This window comes from Bacteroides sp. K03 (assembly GCF_019734355.1).
In the GTDB taxonomy this organism is placed as follows: domain Bacteria; phylum Bacteroidota; class Bacteroidia; order Bacteroidales; family Bacteroidaceae; genus Bacteroides; species Bacteroides nordii.
Genome location: NZ_JAASHC010000003.1, coordinates 441,420 through 463,082, shown reverse-complemented (window position 1 = coordinate 463,082; position 21,663 = coordinate 441,420). Strand labels below are relative to the sequence as shown.

Below are 21,663 nucleotides of genomic sequence, written 5' to 3'. Positions count from 1 at the left end.
CTGATATTACTTGTAGATATAAATATTCCAATCATTTGTTTGAACATCCTTTTTAATGATGCATTTACCTCTTGTCAGTGTAGTAATTCCTACGTACAATTCTTCCGAAACAATCTTGTCTTGTATTAACTCTGTATTTTCTCAAACCTACAATAATATTGAAATTATTGTTGTTGATGATGGGTCTACTGATACAACGATTAAACTTTTATCTGATTTGATAATAGGTCATGAAGAAAAGATTAAACTTGTGACACAAGTAAATGCTGGTCCTTCCTGTGCCAGAAACAATGGGATATCTCATGCGAAAGGAGAGTACATCGCTTTTTTAGACTCTGATGATGAATGGTATCCGAATAAAATAGAAAAGCAAGTTCAGCTTTTTGCGGAAAATAAGGATCTGGTACTTGCTGGTAGTTTATACAGTGTAGGTGATAAATGTTATTTTTCAAAATCATTTTCTTTTATCCGAAAGATCTCTTTAACTGGGTTAATGCTGAAAAACAGTTTCGTGACTTCTACAGTAATGTGCCCTCGTAGCATATTACAAAAATATAAATTTGATGAAAGCAAAAAGTATTCTGAAGATTATAAGTTATGGCTTCAGTTAGCTACTTTGGGTAAGCTTTGTATATTGCAGGGGGAAGTGTTGACAAAAATGAATGATAAACCACTTTGGGGAGCCAAAGGGCTTTCCTCTAAATTGTGGATGATGGAAAAAGGAGAATTGGATAATTTTAAATTCATGTATAAACATTCATATGTCTCATATCCTCTTTTCTTGGTTTCATCTTCTTTCTCTCTATTTAAATATCTAAGGCGAATGTTTTTACAAAAACTTAAATGAATATTCTTCACGTTGTTAATATCTATTTCGTAATACCCTATTTTTTAGGCGATCAGCTTCTTTATTTTAAAAAGAGAGGATATCAGGAATATATTATTTGTAGTCCTTCTGACGAAATAAAGCAATATTCGGAATCACATTGTTTTGGCTATAAGGAAATACCTATTGAGAGGAAAATTTCTTTGTGGAAAGATATAAAAGCTATAGTTGCTACATGTAAATACGTACATGAAAAAAGGATTTCAATAGTGACTGGACATACTCCTAAAGGAGCATTGATAGCTATGATTGCTGGTTTCTTTATGCGGGTTCCTATTCGTATTTACTTTCGGCACGGGCTTGTGTATGAGACCTCTATGGGCTTTAAAAGGAAGTTACTTATATGGATGGACAGATTGGCGGCAAAATTATCGACCAAAATCGTTTGTGTGAGTCCATCAATTTGTAACAAGAGTTTAGAAGATAAATTGAATCCTTCCTATAAGCAGATATTACTTTCAAAAGGAACCTGTAATGGGATTGATATCTTTCGATTTAATAAAGAAAATATTGATAATGTACAGCTGAATATATTGAAGCGAAGATTGGGGCTTGATAAATATAGCTTTGCAATAGGTTTTACAGGACGGTTGGTTAGAGATAAGGGTATTATAGAACTAATACAGGCATTTGATATTCTTCAAAAAAAGAGCAATGATATAGCTGTCTTGTTGGTGGGAATGCTGGAGACGAGAGATGCTTTACCACAAAATATAGTAGAAAATATAGAGACAAATCCAGCTATTGTTAGTACTGGTTATGTGGAGAATTCGATGATTGAATACTATTATGGGCTGATGGATATTTTTGTGTTGCCATCCTATCGGGAAGGCTTCCCAACCTCTGTTTTAGAAGCCTCTTCTATGGAATTACCTATTGTAACAACTAAAGCGACAGGCTGTATTGACTCTATTGTTGAAAAAGAAACGGGATTATTTGTCGGGCATAATGCTGGCGAGTTGGCAGAAGCTATCTGGTTGTTAAGGCAAGATGGTGACATAAGAAATAAGTATGGAAAAGCTGGGAGAGAATTTGTAAAGAATAATTTTGAACAGCATGTGATTTGGCAGGAGATAGAGAAGTTATATGTGTAGTTTGTGTGTCTATTGTGTGGCTCTTACAAGAAATATTTTTGTAAATCAGAAATTAACAAGACTTGTCTTAATTTACTTTCTGTGATAGGGGGTTCTTCATCCGTTTCTGTTACTCCGATTATCTTTCCTAAACCTTTTGTTTGGATGTTTACAAACTGGAATAATTAATGAATATACTTATTACGGGTATCCACGGTTTTGTGGGCTCCAATCTTGTAGTATCTTTAAAAGGGCGGCATACCCTTTATGGCTTGGATATTGTGACTCCTGAAAAAGAAGGGGTAATAAAGACCTTCTTATGGGAGGATATACAGCTATATTCTTTTGCTTATCAGAATCTTCCGGAGTTTGATGCCATTATTCATCTTGCCGGGAAAGCTCATGACACTAAAAATCAATCTGCTGCCCAGTCTTATTTTGATATCAACACAGGTTTGACTCAAAAGATTTTTGATTTCTTTCTTCAATCTTCTACCAAGAAATTCATTTTCTTCAGTTCTGTAAAAGCTGCTGCCGATAGCGTAGTAGGGGATATACTCACTGAAGATGTAATCCCGGCTCCGATTGGTCCTTATGGAGAAAGTAAGATCAAGGCGGAAGAGTACATTCTTAATAAATTGACAGTTGACAGTGGACAATTGACAGTTGCTATGCAGCATGATAGCGCAGCTAATTGTCAATTGTCCACTGTCAACTGTCAATTAAACAAGCAGGTTTATATATTAAGACCTTGCATGATACATGGGCCGGGAAATAAAGGGAATTTGAATTTGTTGTATAATGTGGTGAAGAAAGGTATTCCGTGGCCTTTGGGGGCTTTTGAAAATCATCGTTCGTTTACTTCGATAGATAATCTTTGCTATGTGATAGAAGGGTTGTTGACGAAGGATATTCCGGGTGGCATCTATCATATGGGAGATGATGAAGCGATGTCTACTAATGAGTTGATAGCTACTATGTGTGAGGTGATGGGAAAAAAAATGCATATTTGGAAGGTGAATAAAGGTTTGATGGAAGGTTGTGCTGAGCTTGGTACCTTGTTTCACTTACCTTTAAATACAGAACGTCTTCGGAAGCTAACAGAGAATTATGTAGTAAGTAACGCAAAGATAAAAGCAGCTTTGGGGATAGATCAAATGCCTATAACTGCAAAAGAAGGACTGATAAAGACAGTAAAGTCCTTTGAATGATTTACAATTGAAGATATCTTAAATATAAAACCATGTATTATTTAATAATCTTAGTTCTGCTCTTCTCAGCAGAACTTTTTTATTTTCGTCTCGCTGATAAATATAACATCATTGATAAACCCAATGAACGCAGTTCGCATACGCGGATCACTTTACGGGGTGGGGGAGTTATCTTCTACTTTGGAGCATTAGCTTATTTCCTTACGAATCATTTTGAATATCCCTGGTTCATGCTTGCCCTGACACTGATCACCTTTATCAGCTTTATAGATGATATCCGCTCTACCTCTCAGGCATTACGATTAGTGTTTCATTTCTCCGCTATGGCTTTGATGTTCTATCAATGGGGATTATTCTCTCTTCCCTGGTGGACAATCTTTGTAGCGTTAATCATTTGTACGGGTATTATCAATGCTTACAACTTTATGGATGGCATTAATGGTATCACGGGGGGATACTCTTTGATTATTTTAGTAGCTCTTGCTTATATAAATAAGGAGATTGTTCTTTTTGTAGAACAGGATTTGATTCTTACTATCCTTTGTTCTGTACTGGTTTTTAATTTCTTTAATTTCCGAAAGCGTGCGAAATGCTTTGCCGGTGATGTAGGTTCTGTGAGTATAGCATTTATTGTTTTGTTCCTTATCGGTAAGCTGATAATCAAGACGGAGGATTTCAGTTGGATTATACTATTAGTTGTGTATGGTGTGGACAGTGTTTTGACTATCATCCATCGTTTGATGCTTCATGAAAATATAGGATTGCCGCATCGGAAACACTTGTATCAGATTATGGCAAATGAGCTAAAAGTACCTCATATGGTAGTCTCTTTTGTATATATGGTGATACAGGCATTGGTAATAGTGGGTTATTTCTATTTCCAGGTGTATGGCTACTGGTATTTATTGAGCAGTATTTTGGTATTAAGTATTCTATATGTCTTGTTTATGCATAAATACTTTTACCTGCATTTTTCTTCCAACTAACTGATAATTATCCCTCTACAAACTTTCTGAGAGAAACAGCTTTACCTCCCTCTTTTTCGTTTGCCACCCGATAATAAACTCTCATCTTTGCAATGTTGATCAACGAAACGTGTGAATGAAAAAAACGATTAGTAACATTAAAAAGAGGAGGTAATTATGCCTTTATTTTACAGAGCGGTGCAATCACCGATGGCCAACAAAGCGGGAGCTAAGTTATGGCATCTTAATCTGGTTAAAACCGGAGCAGCAGTAACTACTCAGCAATTGGCTGAGGTAATAGCTGAGAAATCATCCCTTACCCCGGGTGATGTACAGAATGTGGTACGTAACCTGATGTCGGCGATGCGGGAACAACTTCTGAACAGCCGTACGGTACGTTTGGATGGCTTGGGAACATTTACAATGAAAGCCCGTACGCAGGGCCGGGGAGTAGAGAGTGCCGATAAGGTAAACCCGAATCAGATAACAGCTTTGAAGTGCCAGTTTACGGCTGAGTATACTCGCCCGGCAGCTATTGGTACCACACGTGCCCTGTTGCAAGGTGTACAGTTTGTACATGCTGATTTGCTGAAGAGCATGACCGAGGGAGGAAACCCTGGTGGTGAGGGTGAGGGGGAAGATCCTTCTATTTAGTTGAAAGCTTAGAGAGTTGAAAGTTGAAAATTGAGAGTTGAAAGTTGGCTGCGCGGCACTGGATACGTTATTAAAATGGGAGGAAAATGAAAAAGACGATTTGGAATACGATTTTGAAAGTGGTTATAGCTGTGGCAAGTGCCTTGGCTGGTGTATTTGGCGGACAGGCTATGATGGCTTAGCGGACAAATAGATATAAATAAGAGATCGCCCGGTTCATTCTTAGGAGTGAATCGGGCGATTTTTGTTTTAAGATAATCAAGATATTTGCGTTAGCTTTGCTCTACACCAATCATTGTTAATTGTATGCGTTTTCGCTCATTATCTACGCTCATAACTTTCACCATAACTTGCTGATGAATAGATACTACTTCTGTGGGATCGGAAATGAAGCGTTCGGCTAATTGCGAGAGGTGCACCAGTCCGTTCTCTTTGATACCTATATCTACAAAAGCGCCAAAGTTGGTAATATTACCAACAATTCCCGGAAGTATCATTCCTTCACGGAGGTCATTGATGGTACGTACATTCTTATCAAATTCAAAGGCTTTGATCGTCTGGCGTGGATCACGTCCCGGCTTTTCAAGCTCCTGCATGATGTCCTGCAGAGTAGGCATACCCACTGTTGGAGTGACGTAAGCTGATACATTGATTTTGCTGCGTAACTCTTTATTGGTAATCAATTCAGCAACACTGCATTTCATATCTTTAGCCATTTGCTCTACGATGCAATAACTTTCGGGATGTACGGCTGTATTGTCCAAAGGATTCTTGGCTTGTGGAATACGGAGGAAGCCGGCACATTGTTCAAATGCTTTTGCACCCATGCGGGGAACTTTCATTAATGCTTTACGTGAATCGAAAGCACCGTTTTCGGCACGATAGTTCACTATATTTTGTGCCAACTGTGGTCCTAATCCGGAGATATAGGTCAACAGATGACTACTGGCTGTATTGAGATTAACGCCTACCAGGTTTACACAATTCTCTACTGTCTGATCAAGTGCTTTTTTTAGTTTGGTTTGGTCTACATCGTGCTGATACTGTCCCACACCGATGGATTTCGGATCAATTTTTACCAGTTCGGCAAGCGGATCCATTAATCGGCGTCCTATTGAAACGGCACCACGTACGGTTACGTCATATTCGGGGAACTCATCACGGGCTATTTTAGAAGCTGAATAGATGGAAGCACCTTGCTCACTGACAACAAATACCTGTAAAGGACGGTCGAACTGCTGGGTGGTAACAAAGAATTCCGTTTCCCGGCTGGCTGTACCGTTTCCGATGGCGATGGCATCTATTTGATAGGCTTCTACCATTTTACGTAGCTTGGCTGCCGCCTCTTTCTTCTTATCTACCGGTGGATGAGGATAGATATTTTCATTATGCAGCAGATTGCCCTGTGCATCCATACATACTACCTTACATCCTGTACGGAATCCGGGATCTATACCCAATACCCGTTTCTGCCCCAATGGCGGGGCAAGGAGCAATTGGCGAAGATTCTCGGCAAATACGCGAATCGCTTCTTCGTCGGCTTTCTCCTTTGTCATGGCGGCAAATTCGGTTTCGATGGAGGGCTTTAGCAGTCGTTTGTAAGAGTCTTGTACCGCTTCTGCTACTTGTCGGGCGCATTCGTTATTGCTACGAACGAACTGGCGTTCGAGCCTCTCGATGCATTCCTCGTCATCCGGGGTAATAGATACCTTTAGCAAACCTTCTGCTTCGGCACGGCGGATGGCTAATAACCGATGCGAAGTGCAACGTTTTAATGGTTCGGAAAAATCAAAGTAGTCGCGGTATTTTGCAGCTTCCTCTTCTTTGCCTTTCACCACTTTGGCACTGATTATAGCCTGACGATTGAATTGGTTACGTATAGCATTACGGGCACGTTCGTCTTCATTAACCTGCTCGGCTATAATATCGCGCGCACCTTTCAAGGCATCTTCCACGTCTTTCACGTCTCCTTTTACAAAGGCGGCAGCTTTAGCATCAAGATTATTTTCGCGTTGTAGCATCAATACCATTGCGAGGGGTTCAAGCCCTTTTTGGCGGGCGGCTTCCGCTCTGGTTTTACGTTTGGGCTTATAGGGGAGGTAGATGTCTTCCAATTCGGTAGTATCCCAGGTGCCTTCAATACGTTTTTGCAGTTCGGCAGTCAGTTTGCCCTGTTCGTTGATAGTGGTAAGAATGGTTTCTTTACGTTTGACTATCTCACAGAGTTTGTCGTACTGGGTTTTTATGTTTTCTACCTGTACCTCATCCAGGCCTCCTGTAGCTTCTTTACGATAACGGCTGATAAAAGGAATGGTAGCGCCGTCTTTTAGTAGATTCAAAGTGTTACTGACCTGCTTCTCTGATATATTCAAAGCAGCAGAAATCATCTTGTGAAATAATTCCATAAATGTTTTTATAATGATTCGCTGACAAATGTACATATTAATCTCCTATTAATTGCCAACTTTTAGTATATTTGCGGCAACAAAAAAAACGCGTATATATAAATATGTTGCCATATATCCGATATGTCTTTTCCTTCCTCCTTCCCATTGTTTTTCTTTGGCCAGTGGTGGGCTATGCAGCTCAGGATACCCGGTCTATTCTGATTATTTGCTCTTATAATCCGGCCGCTCATCAGACTTCGGTAACCATCTCCGATTTCATGGATGAATATACAAAATGCGGTGGCAAGTACAATATTGAGATTGAGAATATGAACTGTAAAAGTTTCTCGGAGGCTCCTCAGTGGAAGGGAATGATGCATCAGATACTTTCTAAATATACGGGTATTCAACGGCCGGAGCTTATTATCTTATTGGGGCAGGAGGCATGGGCGTCTTATTTATCACAGGAAGACTCATTGGTGGCACAAATACCGGCTATGTGTAGTTTGACCAGCCGTAATGCAGTGATTTTGCCGGAAGATACAATCAACCTGAAAGAATGGATGCCGGAGTCTGTAGATTTCTTTTCCGATGATCTTGGACACCATAAAGTGAAGGCGGGATTTGTTTACGAATATGATATTGAAGGTAATATTCAATTACTTAAACACTTCTATCCCAATACACGTCATATCGCTTTCATATCCGATAATACGTATGGAGGAGTTGCCATGCAGGCACTTGTGAGAGAAAAAATGAAGAAGTTCCCGGAGATGGATTTGATATTGTTGGACGGGCGTTCCAATACAATTTATACGATACTGGATCAGTTTCAGAAGTTACCTGAAAATACGGCGGTCATGGTGGGTACCTGGCGTGTGGATATGAATGAGAGCTATTTTATGCGTAATGCCACTTATATGATGATGGAGGCTAATCCTACGGTACCTGCTTTTACTCCGGCTTCCATTGGACTGGGGTATTGGGCTGTAGGCGGGGTAATTCCTGCTTATCGCTCTTTTGGTCGTGAAATGGCTCGTGAAGCTATTCGTATGCTTGACAATCCGAAAGATACGGTCAGTCATGTAGAGATAGTAGGCAGTAAAGCTGTGCTTGACTATAAAAAAGTGAAGGATTTGAAACTGGATATAAAATCTCTTCCTTTTCGTGTTGAAATAGTTGGTAGGCCTGTATCATTCTATCAGGAATATATGTATCAGATATGGGCGGCAATCAGCATATTTGTAATATTGGCAGGAGGACTGATCATTTCACTCTTTTTCTATTTCAGAACAAAGCGTTTGAAGGACGACTTGCAAAGATCGGAAGTAGATTTGCGTGAAGCCAAAGATCGTGCCGAAGAATCCAATCGGCTGAAGAGTGCCTTCTTGGCCAATATGAGCCATGAGATACGTACTCCGCTGAATGCTATTGTGGGCTTTTCGGATGTGTTGACCGCCGAAGGAAGTTCTGACGAAGATAGAAAGGGGTATTCGGAAATTATTAAATCCAATTCAGACCTGTTGCTTCGATTAATAAATGATATACTTGATCTCTCCCGGCTCGATGCAGACAGGGTGAGGATGACGAAAGAACCTTGTGATGTAGTTCAGTTGTGCCGGCAGGTATTGACTTCAGTAAATTTTTCCCGTAAATCCAATAATAAGTTTGTGTTCACCAGTAAGTATGAGGATTTTGTAATCAATACGGACGTACAGCGGTTGCAGCAAGTTATTATTAATCTGCTTTCCAATTCTGCTAAATTTACACAAGATGGTGTTATTACTTTGGACTTTTCGGTGGATGAAGGGCGGAAGTTAGCCTTTTTCTCTGTGACTGATACTGGTTGCGGCATTCCAAAGGAGAAACAAAAGTTAGTATTTGAACGCTTTGAAAAATTAGACGAATATGCACAAGGGACAGGATTGGGATTGTCCATCTGTAAACTTACTGTTGAGAAATGGGGTGGTGAGATATGGGTGGATCCGGACTATACCGAAGGAGCCCGTTTTGTATTTTCAATGCCGGTAGAATGAGTTTGTAAAATAACTCTATTTCCTTATTACATTAAATAGACATTATGAAAAGATTTATTTCTATTTGTACCTTGCTGTTATGCTTTATGTTGGCGTTGCCGGCACAAGAGCGTGAGGTGAAATTGAAAATTGTACAGACCAGTGATGTACATGGTAATTATTATCCCTATAATTTCATTACTCAGAAAGAATGGGGAGGAAGTCTGGCGTGTATTTATGCATTGGTGCAGAAGGAGCGTGAGACTTACAAAGATAATCTTATTCTGCTTGATAACGGTGATATATTGCAAGGCCAGCCTACCGCTTATTATTATAATTATATAGATACGGTTTCTCCTCATCTCTGTGCCGAAATGATGAACTATATGAAGTATGATGCCGGTAATATGGGAAATCATGATGTAGAAACCGGTCGTGGCGTTTTTGATCGTTGGATTGGCGAATGCAATTTTCCTGTGCTTGGTGCAAACATTATTGATACTGCCACTGGTGAAACTCATCTGAAACCTTATAAAGTATTAGAACGGGACGGAGTTAAAATAGTAGTATTGGGCATGATTACCCCTGCTATTCCTGCATGGCTTTCTGAAAATCTGTGGCAGGGACTTCGCTTCGATGATATGGAGCAAACGGCACAGAAATGGATGAAGATTATCCGTGAGAAAGAGAATCCGGATATTGTAGTCGGGCTTTTCCATGCCGGGCAGGATGCTTTTCGTATGTCTGGCAAGTACAATGAGAATGCATCACTGAATGTGGCAAAAAATGTTCCCGGTTTTGATATTGTATTGATGGGGCATGATCATGCCCGTGAGTGTAAAAAGATTATGAACGTTGCGGGGGATTCTGTGTTGGTTATTGATCCGGCCAGTAATGGAATTGTAGTTTCCAATGTGGATGTGACGGTAAAACTGAAAGATGGTAAAGTGCAGAGCAAGCAGATTGAAGGAGTGCTTACTCCCACAGAAGACTATGGTATCAGTGAGGATTTTATAAAAGAATTTGCTCCTCAGTATAATGCAGTAGAGCAGTTTGTATCAAAAAAAATAGGTACTTTTACTGAAGATATATCTACCCGTCCGGCCTATTTTGGTCCTTCGGCTTTTATTGATTTTATTCATTCCCTGCAACTTGATATATCTGGTGCTGATATTTCTTTTACTGCTCCGCTGTCATTTGATGCCGAGATTAAAAAAGGTGATATTCATGTCAGCGATATGTTCAATTTATATAAGTATGAGAATATGCTTTATGTGATGACACTTTCCGGCAGGGAGATAAAAGACGTTCTTGAAGCTTCTTATTATATGTGGACTAATCAGATGAAATCTCCCAATGATCATCTGTTGTGGTTTAAGAAGAAACGTCGTGAAGGAGCAGAAGATCGTGCTTCGTTTCAGAACTTCAGCTTTAATTTTGATTCTGCTGCGGGCATCATTTATACAGTAGATGTTACGAAACCTCAAGGGGAAAAAGTGATGATTATCAGTATGGCAGACGGTACTCCTTTCAGCATGGATAAGATTTATAAGGTTGCTCTCAACTCTTATCGTGGCAATGGGGGAGGTGAACTGCTGACAAAAGGTGCAGGTATCCCTCAGAATGAGTTGAAAGACCGTATTATCTTTTCCACAGATAAAGATTTACGCTACTATCTGATGAATTACATTGAGAAGAAAGGTACGCTCGATCCTCGTGCTTTGAATCAGTGGAAGTTTATTCCAGAAGATTGGACGGTGCCGGCTGCAGAGAGAGATTATAAAAAACTGTTTAAATAGTGATAAGTGATAAGTGATTAGTTCCATGCGGACTATAGTGTAGTTGTTAATCACTAATCACTACTCACTAATTATTCTTGTTGTGTCTGAAAATTTAATTCTTATATCCGGTAGTAAAGAAGAGCAATATTCTTCTTTGTTGCCACAAATAAAGTCTCTTGTTGAAGGAGAGACCGATTTAATAGCCAACTTGGCTAATGTTACTGCTGCTTTGAAGGAGGCGTTTCACTTCTTCTGGGTTGGGTTTTATCTGGTGAAGGAGAATGAGTTGGTGCTTGCTCCTTTTCAGGGACCTATTGCTTGTACACGCATTCGTAAGGGGAGAGGGGTTTGTGGTACTGCCTGGCAGGAGAAGCAGACACTGATTGTACCTGATGTAGATGCTTTTCCGGGACATATAGCCTGTAGCTCTCTGTCTCGTTCGGAAATTGTAGTGCCGTTGCTAAAAGATGGTGAGGTGTGGGGAGTACTTGATATTGATAGTGAGCAACTGAGTACTTTTGATGAAACGGATAGGAAGTATCTCGAAGAACTTTGTACCTATTTGTAGATGATTTGTTAAATACATCCCCTTTTTATTTAAAAGTCTTTGAGATAATGCTTATCTTTGCACCTCAATTTTAAAATAAAGAGACTATAACAGGTGAGACGTGTAAAAAGAGTTCTATCATCCCTTCTGTTGCTGACGCTATTTACCGTGTATCAGGCAGGCATTACGATGTTTACCCATGTACACTACGTCAATGGTGTCATGATAGTTCACTCTCACCCCAGTCATGGCAAACACACCCACACTAAAACCGAGATTGTTGTAATTAACCGTTTATCTTCTTTCCATTCACTGGAAGCTGATATACCGGTCAATGTAATAGATCCTGTACGTCCGTTACTTTTCTACGTGGAAGTACAGCGGGAGATTCCTGTTGTGTCAGGAATGCATTTGCGGGTACTTTCTCTTCGTGCTCCGCCTGTAATCCGGGCTTGAAAATGATAATTTAATAGTTTGCTGTAGAAGATACGTTCAGTGTATCTTTGTTGCTGATTATTAAATTATTACTCTTTTTTTTCTTTATTCATTATATATAATATTGTAATTTCAGAATGAAAAAAAATATCATCCTGCTTATGCTTCTATGCCTGAGCATGATTACTTATGCCGTCAATCCTATCAAGGAAGGCAATATGATTTCCGGTCACGTTATTGTGAAAGGAACCGAAGAGAATGTTCCTTATGCCACTGTACGTGTGGTTAGTTATAATGGTGGTACTGTTCCCGAAAAGCTTCGTACATCCGGTGCTGTCTCTAATGATGAAGGGCAGTTTGAGTTTCGTAACCTTGCTCCGGGTAAATATACACTGCGGGTACAAGCTATGGGCTATAAAAGTCAGGAGAAGACAGTGGCTGTGAGTAAAGACTTTACGGCTGTTCTTCATTTCCAATTGGAAGAAGAGAGTTTCATGACTGATGAAGTAGTGGTTTCTGCTAATCGTAATGAGGTTAGCCGCCGGGAAGCTCCTGTAGTAGTTAATGTGATGAGTGCAAAGCTATTTGAAACGGTAAACTCTACTGATCTTGCTAAGTCGCTGAATTATCAGTCGGGACTTCGTGTGGAGAATAACTGTCAGAATTGTGGCTTTCCACAAGTACGTATCAATGGTTTGGAAGGTCCGTACTCCCAGATTTTGATAAACAGTCGTCCGGTCATTAGTGCTCTCTCCGGGGTATACGGGTTGGAACAGATTCCAGTGAATATGGTAGAACGTGTAGAGATAGTGCGTGGTGGTGGATCGGCTTTATTTGGTGCCAATGCCGTAGGAGGTACTATCAATATTATCACGAAAGACCCTGTCAGTAACTCTTTCCAGGTATCCAGCATGATGTCAAATATGAATGGTAAATCCTGGGAACAATATATGGGTGGCAATGTTTCTCTTGTTGCCAAAGATAATACGTATGGCATTGCTTTGTATGAGACGTATCGTAACCGTAACCCTTATGATGCCGATGGTGACGGATTTTCCGAATTGGGCAAACTGAATATGAATACTTTTGGACTCCGTGCTTACTATCGTCCTTCGTACAATAGCCGTATCAATATTGAATATCACACTACCAATGAGTTTCGCCGTGGCGGAAACAAATTTAATCTTCAACCACATGAAACCGATATAACTGAACAGACCAAACATATTATTAATAGTGGTGGATTGAGCTATGATCACTATTGGAATGAAGCAAAACATAAAATGTCTTTATACGGTTCTATCCAGCACACTGATCGTAACAGCTATTATGGTGCTCAGAAGAATCTCAATGCGTATGGTAAAACAGATGATCTTACCTGGGTACTGGGTGGCATGTATGTGGGGCAGATGAATAATTGCCTTTTCGCTCCGGCCACTTTTACCGGTGGTTTTGAATATCAGGATAATGCTTTACATGATGTCATGACTGGGTATCACCGAGATATGAAACAAAATGTGCGCATAGCCGGTACTTTTATTCAGAATGAATGGCGTATGAGACAGCTCACGATGCTCGTTGGCTTGCGTATGGATAAGCACAACCTGATTGATAAACTGATTTTCAGTCCCCGTGTCAATCTGCTTTATAAGCCGATGGATAATCTTCAGGCGCGCCTCACATATTCTACCGGTTTCCGTGCTCCACAGGCTTATGACGAAGATCTCCATGTGACGGCCGTAGGAGGTGAAGGTATTCAGATCAAACTGGCAGATAATTTGCGTGAAGAACGTTCTAATAGTTACAGCGGCTCTGTGGACTGGACATTGCCTATTGGGCATTGGCAGGCAAATATATTGTTGGAAGGCTTCTACACCGATCTGCGTCATGTGTTTACACTGGCAGATATTGGTGAAGATGAAAACGGAGATATGATAAAAGAACGTCGTAATGCTCATGGTGCACGTGTTTATGGTGCAAATCTTGATGCGAAGATTGCTCATGGGCGTGAAGCTCAATTCCAGTTAGGCTTTACGGCACAACGTAGCCGTTATACTCATGATGTGGTATGGCGTGACGCAGTAGAAGAAGAGGGGGTGCCTGCACTGACTACCCGGCGTATGCCCCGTACTCCCGATTATTACGGATACTTTACTTTTACCTCTGCACCTACCAAGCACTTTGACTTTTCTCTGTCAGGTACTTATACCGGAAAGATGATTGTACCCCATATGGCAGGTTATATCCCCGAAGATCGTATGGAACACACTCCTCAATTCTTCGATCTTAATCTGAAACTGAACTATACTTTTATACTACACGACCATATTAAACTGCAACTGAATGGTGGTGTACAAAACATATTCAATAGCTTTCAAAAAGATCTTGATAAAGGAGAACTTCGTGATTCGGGTTATTTCTATGGCCCTACACAGCCCAGAACCTATTTTATCGGTATTAAGATCATGAACTGATTATACAGTCTGTAAATGCAGAATGAATGCCATGCGAAATAAAAACGTATGGCATTTTTTGATTTATAATTGTTCTATTTTTCGCTTTATTCGATATATAGACTAATATGAATGGAAATAATATATATATTTGCGAAAAAGATACGATAAAATGGAGAATGAAGTAATTCCACAAGTGAATATATCCTCTGTGCAGGGATTACGGAGGATTGATTTTATAGATAATGATTTTGCCATATTCGATGATGTTTCGGATGTTCCTATGGATGAGTTTCCTAACCGTATTAATGCTGCTGTGATAGCCGTTTGCCTTACCGGGTCGGGAAAGGTAGGAGTTAACCTGAGAGAGTTTGAAGTAACTGCCGGAACTTTGCTAATGACTCTTCCTGAACAAATAATTCAAAGCTTGGGTGTCAGTGACGATTTCAGTGCTATTTATATCGCTGTTTCCCCTCAGTTTATAGACAGGACTTTTACGCAGATGAAAGAGTTGCTTTCTTTTATGTTTTATATCAAAGAGCATCCCTGTATACCTTTGAGCAAGACCGAGCAGGACTGCATGTTGGAGTATCACTCTTTCTTATGGAAGAAGGTGAAAATGAAAGATAATATATTCCGTAAGGAGATAGCCAAAGGTATCCTTTCGGCTATGTTTTATGATCTTTATAACTTCTGCCGCAAGCATATGCCTATTGATGAGATTCGTCCCAAGACACGTAAGGAAGAACTCTTTGAGAAATTTATGCGTGAAGTGTCTGCCTGTTACAAAATGGAGCGTTCCGTAATATTCTATGCCAATAAGTTGTGCCTTACTCCTAAACATCTTTCCGGAGTAGTGAAAGAAGTGAGTGGCAAAACGGCAGGTGAATGGATTGATAATTTTGTGATTCTTGAAGCACGCGCTTTGCTTAAATCCTCAGAAATGAGTATACAGGAGATAGCCGAATATCTTCATTTTGCCAATCAGTCTTTCTTTGGCAAGTATTTTAAGCACTACGTTGGGATGTCTCCCAAAGAGTACAGACGAAGTTGAGGGAGGATTTTTATAATACTCCCGACCGTACCCGGCTTAGTGTCTCGGGGGTCATTAATAAATAAGAGGCTATGTGCGATAGTGGTGCCCGTTTGATAATTTCCGGATGATGCTCGAGTAGCAGGTTATAGCGTTCACGTGCTGTTTCAAAGCGCCAGGAATCTGCCTTTACCTGTGAAACGATAAGGGAATATTCCAGTATCTTTCGATAGAACATATTGATTTCCGGTGATGTTTCTACCAATCTTTGCAACGCATTGTAGGGAAAGAGGAAGAGGATAGATTGTTCCAGTGCCTCTACTATCAGTCGGGTAGGTTCTTGTTTAAGCAGACTCTCAATACACATCACGATACAGCCTTCGTACGAAAAATGCTCAGTAACATCTTTTCCGTTTTTGTAATAGAACTGGCGAAGCATCCCTTTTCCGACGAAGATTAAATCATGAGAAACTTGCCCTTCATTTAGCACAATTGTCCCCTTATTACTTTCTTTGCGTATCAGGACTTCTGCCAACAGTTCGCGCCCCTCTTTACTCATTTCCGGAAATCGGGAATTTACAACAGCATCTACTGTTTCTTTTAATAGATCCATAACGTGTTCTGATAAGTAGTAATTGATAATATTTGCAAAAATACAAAATCAGTTGACATAAATCAATGAATCGGGTGGAAAAGATAGTTTGTTTTATTGAAGTGCCCCCATTAAGTTGAATCCGCTAACAATCATATCGCTTGTATTACTTAGTGGGGACATTTCGATGAATGTACATAAAAATGTATTATTTAATACGTTCGAAATAAGGCAGACGTTCTAATGGAACTTCTATTTCAATTGTTTTCGGACCTTTGAACTTCTTACCCATATCATCACGCCATTCACCCTTAGGTAGTTTTACAGTCCTATGAGTTCCTTTTGTTACCATAGGGGCTACCATATATTTATCGCCTAACATGAACTGATCATGACAATCGGCAAATCCCTGATGCGGAAATGCATATTCCAGATGTTGCACAATGGGTTCGCCTGTCTGAGAAGCATGTATAGCTACTTGCAAAATATAACTTCCCATCTGTTCATGGAATTGAGCAAATTTACGACATATATCCAAATGTCTCTTGTCAAGAATGCGCCAGGGAGCTACTGAGAACTGCATCATTGGCATGAATGCATGAATCTGACAAGAACGCACAATCAGTTCCTGATCGAATTTATCGGTATCAATATTCAAAAATGAACCGAACTCTCCACCACCGATCATATCAGGACAGGTATAAGCATGCCCTAATAAGCCAGCCGCTATCATATCAGGAATTAACAACGAGGAAGCATGCCAGGAATAAGATTTGTCACCCAAACGCTGTACAATTGCCTGACCACCCAACTTGAATGAAGTACGGAATTCATTATACGGAAACTTTAATCCCAGTTCTGCCCACTTTTGAGAAAAAGTACATGCATTGGCAGTCGGATCATGAAAGGCATATTCGCCTGTAAAATGGTTTACATCACCTGCATCAAATTTATAACCGTCAATTCCGTATTTTCTTTGAGCAGTAAGCAACTGTTCTTCCAGATAAGAAGCTGCCTCCGGATTTGTCATATCATAACAAGCACTTACGCCATTCCACCAATGTATCATAGCCGGTGTGATACCGTCTTTTTCCTTTACCAAATACCCTTTTTTTGCCAACAAACGATACTCGGGACTATCTGCAGAGAGAAAGGGCGCTATCCATAACATTACCTTGAATCCCTGTTTATGCAGACGGTCGATCATTCCTGCTGCATCCGGAAACTTTTCTGGCTTAAATTCAAAATTACCATAATATTTCTGCCAGTTATCATCTATCATAAAGATACCTGTTGGAAAGTCATTAGCCAATATATCTTGGGCATATTTTTCTATGTCAATCTGATTCTGGTTGTACATCAACTCAATCCATGTATTATACTGCGGTTTGGAGAAGAATATTTCTTCCGGTATTTTCTGGGAAGGTGGAAAGTGTTGAGCCGAAGCACTCAGATAAGCATCCTTTAGTGTCTTTCCGGCAGAAACAGCATTTAGTTTTTCATAATCAGAACTAAGAAGTAGTGTGTCATTTTGCAATCGGAAGCGGAAAGGCTGTTCGCTCCAGATATAACGGCCCTCGGAAGATAATATCAGCGGAACAATCTGGTTGTTCAGGTTCTTTTTACTCAAATCGTACCATTCTGTTGTTGAAGTAAAAGGCATATGACTACCCAGCGCAACCAAACCACCCCACCATTTTTCACCTTTCAATGGTGCTACGGCTGTTTCATACTGCTGTGCTATGACAGAAACAGCAGAACATAAGATCAAAATACTAATAAATGCTTTCTTCATAATATTATGTTAATTATTTAAGTTGGGATATATTTTGAAATGACTTTTCTTTTCGTGCTTTGGCCTCTTATTTTTATAAAGAGACGGTTGATGGTTAGAATACTCATTGCAATATTAAGAATAATATGATAATTAACAATTGAAGAGTCTGGTTGAATTTTTCAAATATAAGATTGTCAGCTTATACCTGATTTGGTTTCTATCTTCTCATAGATACCCAACCTGAATATTTTATGCTTTATAACATAAAAAACGAATGAGTATTTTTTCCTCCGATTGCCTCTTTGTATAATATAAACGAGATTTCATAAAACCTTAGTTAAACAATTAAAATCTTACGCGTATGAAAAGAGCACGAAAGGGGCATCTTATGACAGCGAGCCTCATACGAAGACTCTGTTTAAGCCTTTTACTTCTATTTGGTGGGTGGGTATCTTTACCTGTGTACGCCCAAAAAGCAATTACTCTGGATTTAATCAACCAGCCTTTCTCTACTTTTATTAAACAAGTGGAACAACAAACGGATTACAAATTTTTCTTTGAAGAACAAAGTGTGGATGTGAACCGGCTTGTAAATGTGAGAGTACAGAGTCAGGATGTAAGAGTAGTACTGAACAAGGTATTGAGTGGTACAAATATTACCTATACAATTGCCAATAAAAAGATTCTTTTAAAGAAACAAGAAAACCCAAAGCTTCAAAGGGGGAAGGCACTTCCGAAAGAAATCACAGGAAGTGTAGTGGGAGAAGATGGAACCCAGTTGATAGGGGTCAGTATTCAGGTAAAAGGAAAAGCGGTTGGTACAATAACCAACGGTGATGGTAATTATCGGTTGGTACTACCAGACAACAGTGATGCTATCGTTGTAACGTACGTCGGTTACATTCCTCAGGAGATCTCTTTAAAGAATAACAATTGGCAGAGGATAGTTCTTAAAGAAGATATAAATATGCTTGACGATGTAGTTGTTGTAGGCTATGGTACTGTTAAGAAGAGAGATTTGACAGGAGCTATTTCTACAATAAAAGCAGACGAGATGGGGCTGGCAGGTATTTCTTCTATCGGTCATGCCCTGGAAGGAAAAGCGGCAGGTTTGTATGTCCGCCAAAACAGTGCACAGCCGGGTGGGGGGCTCGACATTCTTGTACGTGGAGCCGGTTCTATCAATGCAAACAATGATCCGTTGTATATCGTGGATGGATTTCCAATTGCAAAGTTAGACCAGATTGCTTCTTCAGACCGTAAAATGGACCCGGGAACACAAGGTGTACTCAACTTCTTGAATCCTAATGATGTAGAATCTATTGAAGTATTGAAAGATGCCAGTGCTACGTCTATCTACGGTGCTCGTGCAGCCAACGGTGTAGTAATCATCACAACCAAACGTGGAAAAGAAGGAAAAACGAAAGTTAGCTATTCTTATAATTACTCTTATCAGAAATATTCGGATACTTATGACTTACTTTCTCTACCGGAATGGATGGAAGAGAAAAACAAAACAAGTTGGGAATTGTGGATCTGGAATAATAAGGTAGCTCCTTGGGGTACAAAAACGTTGGAGGAAGCGTTAATGTCTCCCGTCAATGGTATCAGATATAACCGTCCGTACACAGAACAAGAAATAGCCAATGCGGGAGCGGGTACAGACTGGTTGGATTTGGTAACACGAAACGGTTTGATTCAGGAACACAACATCAACTTACAAGGTGGAAATAAGGGAACTCAATATATGTTGTCATTCAACTATTTCAACCATGAAGGTATTATACGCAACTCCGGAATGACCCGTTACACGATGAAGGCCAATATCGACCAGGAATTTTTGAATATATTCAAAGCCGGGTTAAACCTGACCATGACCCGTATTATTAATGACAATACACAACTCGGTTCGGATAAATGGGAAAATTCAGGCCTTATCCGTTCGGCCGTCGAAATGGGTCCGCAAATACAGGCTTATGATCCTGAAACAGGCAAATACCCTACCAATCCATTGGTTGGTACCCGTCCGAATCCTTATTCTTTATTGAATAACGTGGACCGTGGCAATACGGACCGTGTATTGGGTAATATCTTTGTCGAAGCACGTCCTTTGGACGGACTGACATTGCGTGTAAATGCAGGTATAGACCGTGCTGCCCAAAGTAGAAAAACATATCAGCCTAAAAGTACTTTAAATGGATACAACCTGCAGGGAGTAGCCAGCGTATACAGTATGGATAACAACCAGTACTTGCTTGAGGCTACGGCAACCTATCTGAAGACTTTTGCAAAAATTCACAAAATAAATCTGTTGGCAGGAACTTCTTACGAACAATTCAATTATGAAGGAGTGAATGCAGGAAACAATAATTTCCTGACGGACGGATTTATTTATAACAATCTGGGAGCCGGTGGAGGAAACAAGATAGTAGGTTCCGGCAGTTCAGAAAATAAGATGCTTTCTTATTTTTTTCGCGCCAACTATATCTTAAAAGACCGCTATTTATTGACAGCTACTCTACGTTCTGACGGTGCCAGTGTATTTGCCCGAAACCATAAATGGGGATATTTTCCTTCTGTTGCTTTAGGGTGGACCATTAGTGAGGAAAATTTTATGGCGAAAGCTTCTGACTGGTTGAGTATGTTAAAACTGAGACTAAGCTGGGGGCAAACCGGTAATGCTGATATCAGCACCAATGCATTTGCAAGTTACTATGCTCAGGAAGCCTATAATAAAGAAGATAAATCTAAGCAAATAGGTGTGTTTCAAGGACGTCTGGAAAACCCTGACCTGAAATGGGAAACAACAACCGAATGGAATGCGGGACTTGATTTCGGCTTCTTTAATGGACGCATCAGTGGTTCTGTGGAATATTACTATAAGGTTATTTCAGATCTTTTGAACTATAAACCCTTAAATTCTTATCAGACTATAACGCAGGTGATTGCGAACATTGGAAAAACAAAGAGTACTGGTATTGAAGTAACTCTGAATACCAAAAATATTGTGACTAAAGACTTTTTTTGGTCTACCGACCTTACTTTTACAAAGTACAAAGACCGTTGGAAGGAGCGTACCCCAGACTGGAAACCAGCCGTATATGAAAAATATGACGCACCTATCAGAGCCATTTACTCCCGTCGTGCCGATCATATTCTGCAAATTGGTGAGAAAGTGCCCGATGCACAACCTTTATTGCTTCCGGGACAATTGGTAATCAAAGATATCAACGGATATGTACGCGATGCAAATGGTGACCCGGTGGTTGACGAAAACGGACGTTTCCAGTTGTTGGGCCATCCGGACAACATTATTGATGATGCTGATATGGAATTAATAGGAACCAGTGATCCGGGTTGGCTGGCAGGAATGACGAATACTTTCAAGTACAAAGACTTTGATCTTAGCTTCCATCTCAATGGGATGTTTGACCGTATCATGGAAGATCCTACTGCAATGGAGTATGGAATTTCCGGCGACGGTATTGCACGGTATGGCTTGAATGCTCTCCGATCGGTTAAAGATCGCTGGACTTGGGATAATCCGTCTACAACCAATCCCAGTACATTCCAGGGATGGGAAAATACGTATAGTTCCGGTGATTTTTATTACCAGAAAGCATGGTTTATCCGTATGCAGAATATTACTTTAGGATATACATTGCCCAAACACTTGTTGGCAAAAACTAAAGTGATTTCCAACCTTCGCGTACATGCCAGCATAAACAACGCCTTTATTATCACTCCTTATGACGGTTTGGATCCTGAAACGGACTATTATACCGCTTCATATCCTAATGCGAGAACATTCAGCTTCGGAGTTGATATCTCATTCTGATATTTTTAACGCTAAA

16 protein-coding genes are annotated in these 21,663 nt (G+C 40.1%); 13 read left to right on the top strand and 3 right to left on the bottom strand.

The annotated features are described in order from the left end of the window. Positions 1-55 precede the first annotated feature (55 nt). The 6 genes from HCG69_RS04355 to HCG69_RS04330 all read left to right on the top strand — a co-directional run bounded on the left by HCG69_RS04355 (position 56) and on the right by HCG69_RS04330 (position 4,971). Positions 56-847 carry a glycosyltransferase family 2 protein gene (locus HCG69_RS04355; RefSeq protein ID WP_195351043.1) on the top strand — a complete coding sequence of 264 codons (792 nt, stop codon included), beginning with the start codon at positions 56-58 and terminating at the stop codon, positions 845-847. Next, positions 844-1,980 carry a glycosyltransferase family 4 protein gene (locus HCG69_RS04350; protein WP_221649004.1) on the top strand — a complete coding sequence of 379 codons (1,137 nt, stop codon included), beginning with the start codon at positions 844-846 and terminating at the stop codon, positions 1,978-1,980. The genes HCG69_RS04355 and HCG69_RS04350 overlap by 4 nt, the downstream gene beginning before the upstream one ends. A 167-nt stretch (positions 1,981-2,147) precedes the next feature. After that, positions 2,148-3,170, top strand: coding sequence for an NAD-dependent epimerase/dehydratase family protein (locus tag HCG69_RS04345; RefSeq protein ID WP_221649003.1), 1,023 nt, complete (start codon positions 2,148-2,150; stop codon positions 3,168-3,170). Positions 3,171-3,202: 32 nt separating this feature from the next. Further along, positions 3,203-4,156, top strand: coding sequence for a glycosyltransferase family 4 protein (locus HCG69_RS04340; RefSeq protein WP_221649002.1), 954 nt, complete (start codon positions 3,203-3,205; stop codon positions 4,154-4,156). 156 nt (positions 4,157-4,312) lie between these two features. Further along, entirely contained in the window at positions 4,313-4,789 is a 477-nt protein-coding gene (locus tag HCG69_RS04335) for an HU family DNA-binding protein (RefSeq protein WP_221649001.1), read from the top strand. Between the two features lie 86 nt (positions 4,790-4,875). Beyond that, positions 4,876-4,971 (top strand): smalltalk protein, encoded by a 96-nt coding sequence (locus tag HCG69_RS04330; RefSeq protein WP_002560793.1) that lies wholly within the window; start codon positions 4,876-4,878, stop codon positions 4,969-4,971. A 90-nt stretch (positions 4,972-5,061) separates the two neighbouring features. On the opposite strand, the gene HCG69_RS04325 is transcribed toward HCG69_RS04330, so the two are convergent. Continuing rightward, positions 5,062-7,194 (bottom strand): Tex family protein, encoded by a 2,133-nt coding sequence (locus HCG69_RS04325; RefSeq protein ID WP_221649000.1) that lies wholly within the window; start codon positions 7,192-7,194, stop codon positions 5,062-5,064. A gap of 104 nt (positions 7,195-7,298) precedes the next feature. Between HCG69_RS04325 and HCG69_RS04320 the strand changes: the two genes are divergently transcribed. The 6 genes from HCG69_RS04320 (at position 7,299) to HCG69_RS04295 (ending at position 15,461) form a co-directional block, all read left to right on the top strand. Further along, positions 7,299-9,212 (top strand): HAMP domain-containing sensor histidine kinase, encoded by a 1,914-nt coding sequence (locus HCG69_RS04320; protein WP_221648999.1) that lies wholly within the window; start codon positions 7,299-7,301, stop codon positions 9,210-9,212. A gap of 44 nt (positions 9,213-9,256) precedes the next feature. Next, a complete protein-coding gene (locus HCG69_RS04315; protein ID WP_221648998.1) occupies positions 9,257-10,990 on the top strand; it encodes a bifunctional UDP-sugar hydrolase/5'-nucleotidase in 1,734 nt (577 codons plus the stop codon). An 82-nt stretch (positions 10,991-11,072) separates the two neighbouring features. Further along, on the top strand, positions 11,073-11,540 hold the full coding sequence (locus HCG69_RS04310; protein ID WP_002560789.1) for a GAF domain-containing protein: 468 nt from the start codon (positions 11,073-11,075) through the stop codon (positions 11,538-11,540). 93 nt (positions 11,541-11,633) lie between these two features. Then, complete coding sequence (locus HCG69_RS04305) at positions 11,634-11,975, top strand: hypothetical protein (protein ID WP_221648997.1); 342 nt, start codon at positions 11,634-11,636, stop codon at positions 11,973-11,975. Positions 11,976-12,091: 116 nt separating this feature from the next. Beyond that, positions 12,092-14,428 carry a TonB-dependent receptor gene (locus tag HCG69_RS04300; protein ID WP_221648996.1) on the top strand — a complete coding sequence of 779 codons (2,337 nt, stop codon included), beginning with the start codon at positions 12,092-12,094 and terminating at the stop codon, positions 14,426-14,428. Between the two features lie 151 nt (positions 14,429-14,579). After that, complete coding sequence (locus HCG69_RS04295; RefSeq protein ID WP_221648995.1) at positions 14,580-15,461, top strand: AraC family transcriptional regulator; 882 nt, start codon at positions 14,580-14,582, stop codon at positions 15,459-15,461. Positions 15,462-15,471: 10 nt separating this feature from the next. Here the strand turns inward: HCG69_RS04295 and HCG69_RS04290 are convergent, their stop codons facing one another. Both HCG69_RS04290 and HCG69_RS04285 read right to left on the bottom strand, forming a co-directional pair. Further along, the gene (locus tag HCG69_RS04290) at positions 15,472-16,053 is read right to left on the bottom strand and encodes a Crp/Fnr family transcriptional regulator (protein WP_221648994.1); all 582 of its coding nucleotides are present in this window, start codon (positions 16,051-16,053) and stop codon (positions 15,472-15,474) included. 187 nt (positions 16,054-16,240) lie between these two features. Next, positions 16,241-17,827, bottom strand: coding sequence for a glycoside hydrolase family 31 protein (locus tag HCG69_RS04285; RefSeq protein WP_221648993.1), 1,587 nt, complete (start codon positions 17,825-17,827; stop codon positions 16,241-16,243). A 343-nt stretch (positions 17,828-18,170) separates the two neighbouring features. Here HCG69_RS04285 and HCG69_RS04280 point away from each other — a divergent pair, with 343 nt between their 5' ends. Continuing rightward, positions 18,171-21,647: a TonB-dependent receptor gene (locus HCG69_RS04280; RefSeq protein WP_221648992.1), complete on the top strand. Its 3,477-nt coding sequence runs from the start codon at positions 18,171-18,173 to the stop codon at positions 21,645-21,647. Positions 21,648-21,663: the final 16 nt, after the last annotated feature.

What these genes read in the sequence shown, in the direction of transcription:
- HCG69_RS04355 (WP_195351043.1), top strand. Translation starts at nt 56, where the DNA reads ATGATGCATTTACCTCTTGTCAGTGTAGTAATTCCTACGTACAATTCT.
- HCG69_RS04350 (WP_221649004.1), top strand. Translation starts at nt 844, where the DNA reads ATGAATATTCTTCACGTTGTTAATATCTATTTCGTAATACCCTATTTT.
- HCG69_RS04345 (WP_221649003.1), top strand. Translation starts at nt 2,148, where the DNA reads ATGAATATACTTATTACGGGTATCCACGGTTTTGTGGGCTCCAATCTT.
- HCG69_RS04340 (WP_221649002.1), top strand. Translation starts at nt 3,203, where the DNA reads ATGTATTATTTAATAATCTTAGTTCTGCTCTTCTCAGCAGAACTTTTT.
- HCG69_RS04335 (WP_221649001.1), top strand. Translation starts at nt 4,313, where the DNA reads ATGCCTTTATTTTACAGAGCGGTGCAATCACCGATGGCCAACAAAGCG.
- HCG69_RS04330 (WP_002560793.1), top strand. Translation starts at nt 4,876, where the DNA reads ATGAAAAAGACGATTTGGAATACGATTTTGAAAGTGGTTATAGCTGTG.
- HCG69_RS04325 (WP_221649000.1), bottom strand. Translation starts at nt 7,194, where the DNA reads ATGGAATTATTTCACAAGATGATTTCTGCTGCTTTGAATATATCAGAG.
- HCG69_RS04320 (WP_221648999.1), top strand. Translation starts at nt 7,299, where the DNA reads ATGTTGCCATATATCCGATATGTCTTTTCCTTCCTCCTTCCCATTGTT.
- HCG69_RS04315 (WP_221648998.1), top strand. Translation starts at nt 9,257, where the DNA reads ATGAAAAGATTTATTTCTATTTGTACCTTGCTGTTATGCTTTATGTTG.
- HCG69_RS04300 (WP_221648996.1), top strand. Translation starts at nt 12,092, where the DNA reads ATGAAAAAAAATATCATCCTGCTTATGCTTCTATGCCTGAGCATGATT.
- HCG69_RS04295 (WP_221648995.1), top strand. Translation starts at nt 14,580, where the DNA reads ATGGAGAATGAAGTAATTCCACAAGTGAATATATCCTCTGTGCAGGGA.
- HCG69_RS04290 (WP_221648994.1), bottom strand. Translation starts at nt 16,053, where the DNA reads ATGGATCTATTAAAAGAAACAGTAGATGCTGTTGTAAATTCCCGATTT.
- HCG69_RS04285 (WP_221648993.1), bottom strand. Translation starts at nt 17,827, where the DNA reads ATGAAGAAAGCATTTATTAGTATTTTGATCTTATGTTCTGCTGTTTCT.
- HCG69_RS04280 (WP_221648992.1), top strand. Translation starts at nt 18,171, where the DNA reads ATGAAAAGAGCACGAAAGGGGCATCTTATGACAGCGAGCCTCATACGA.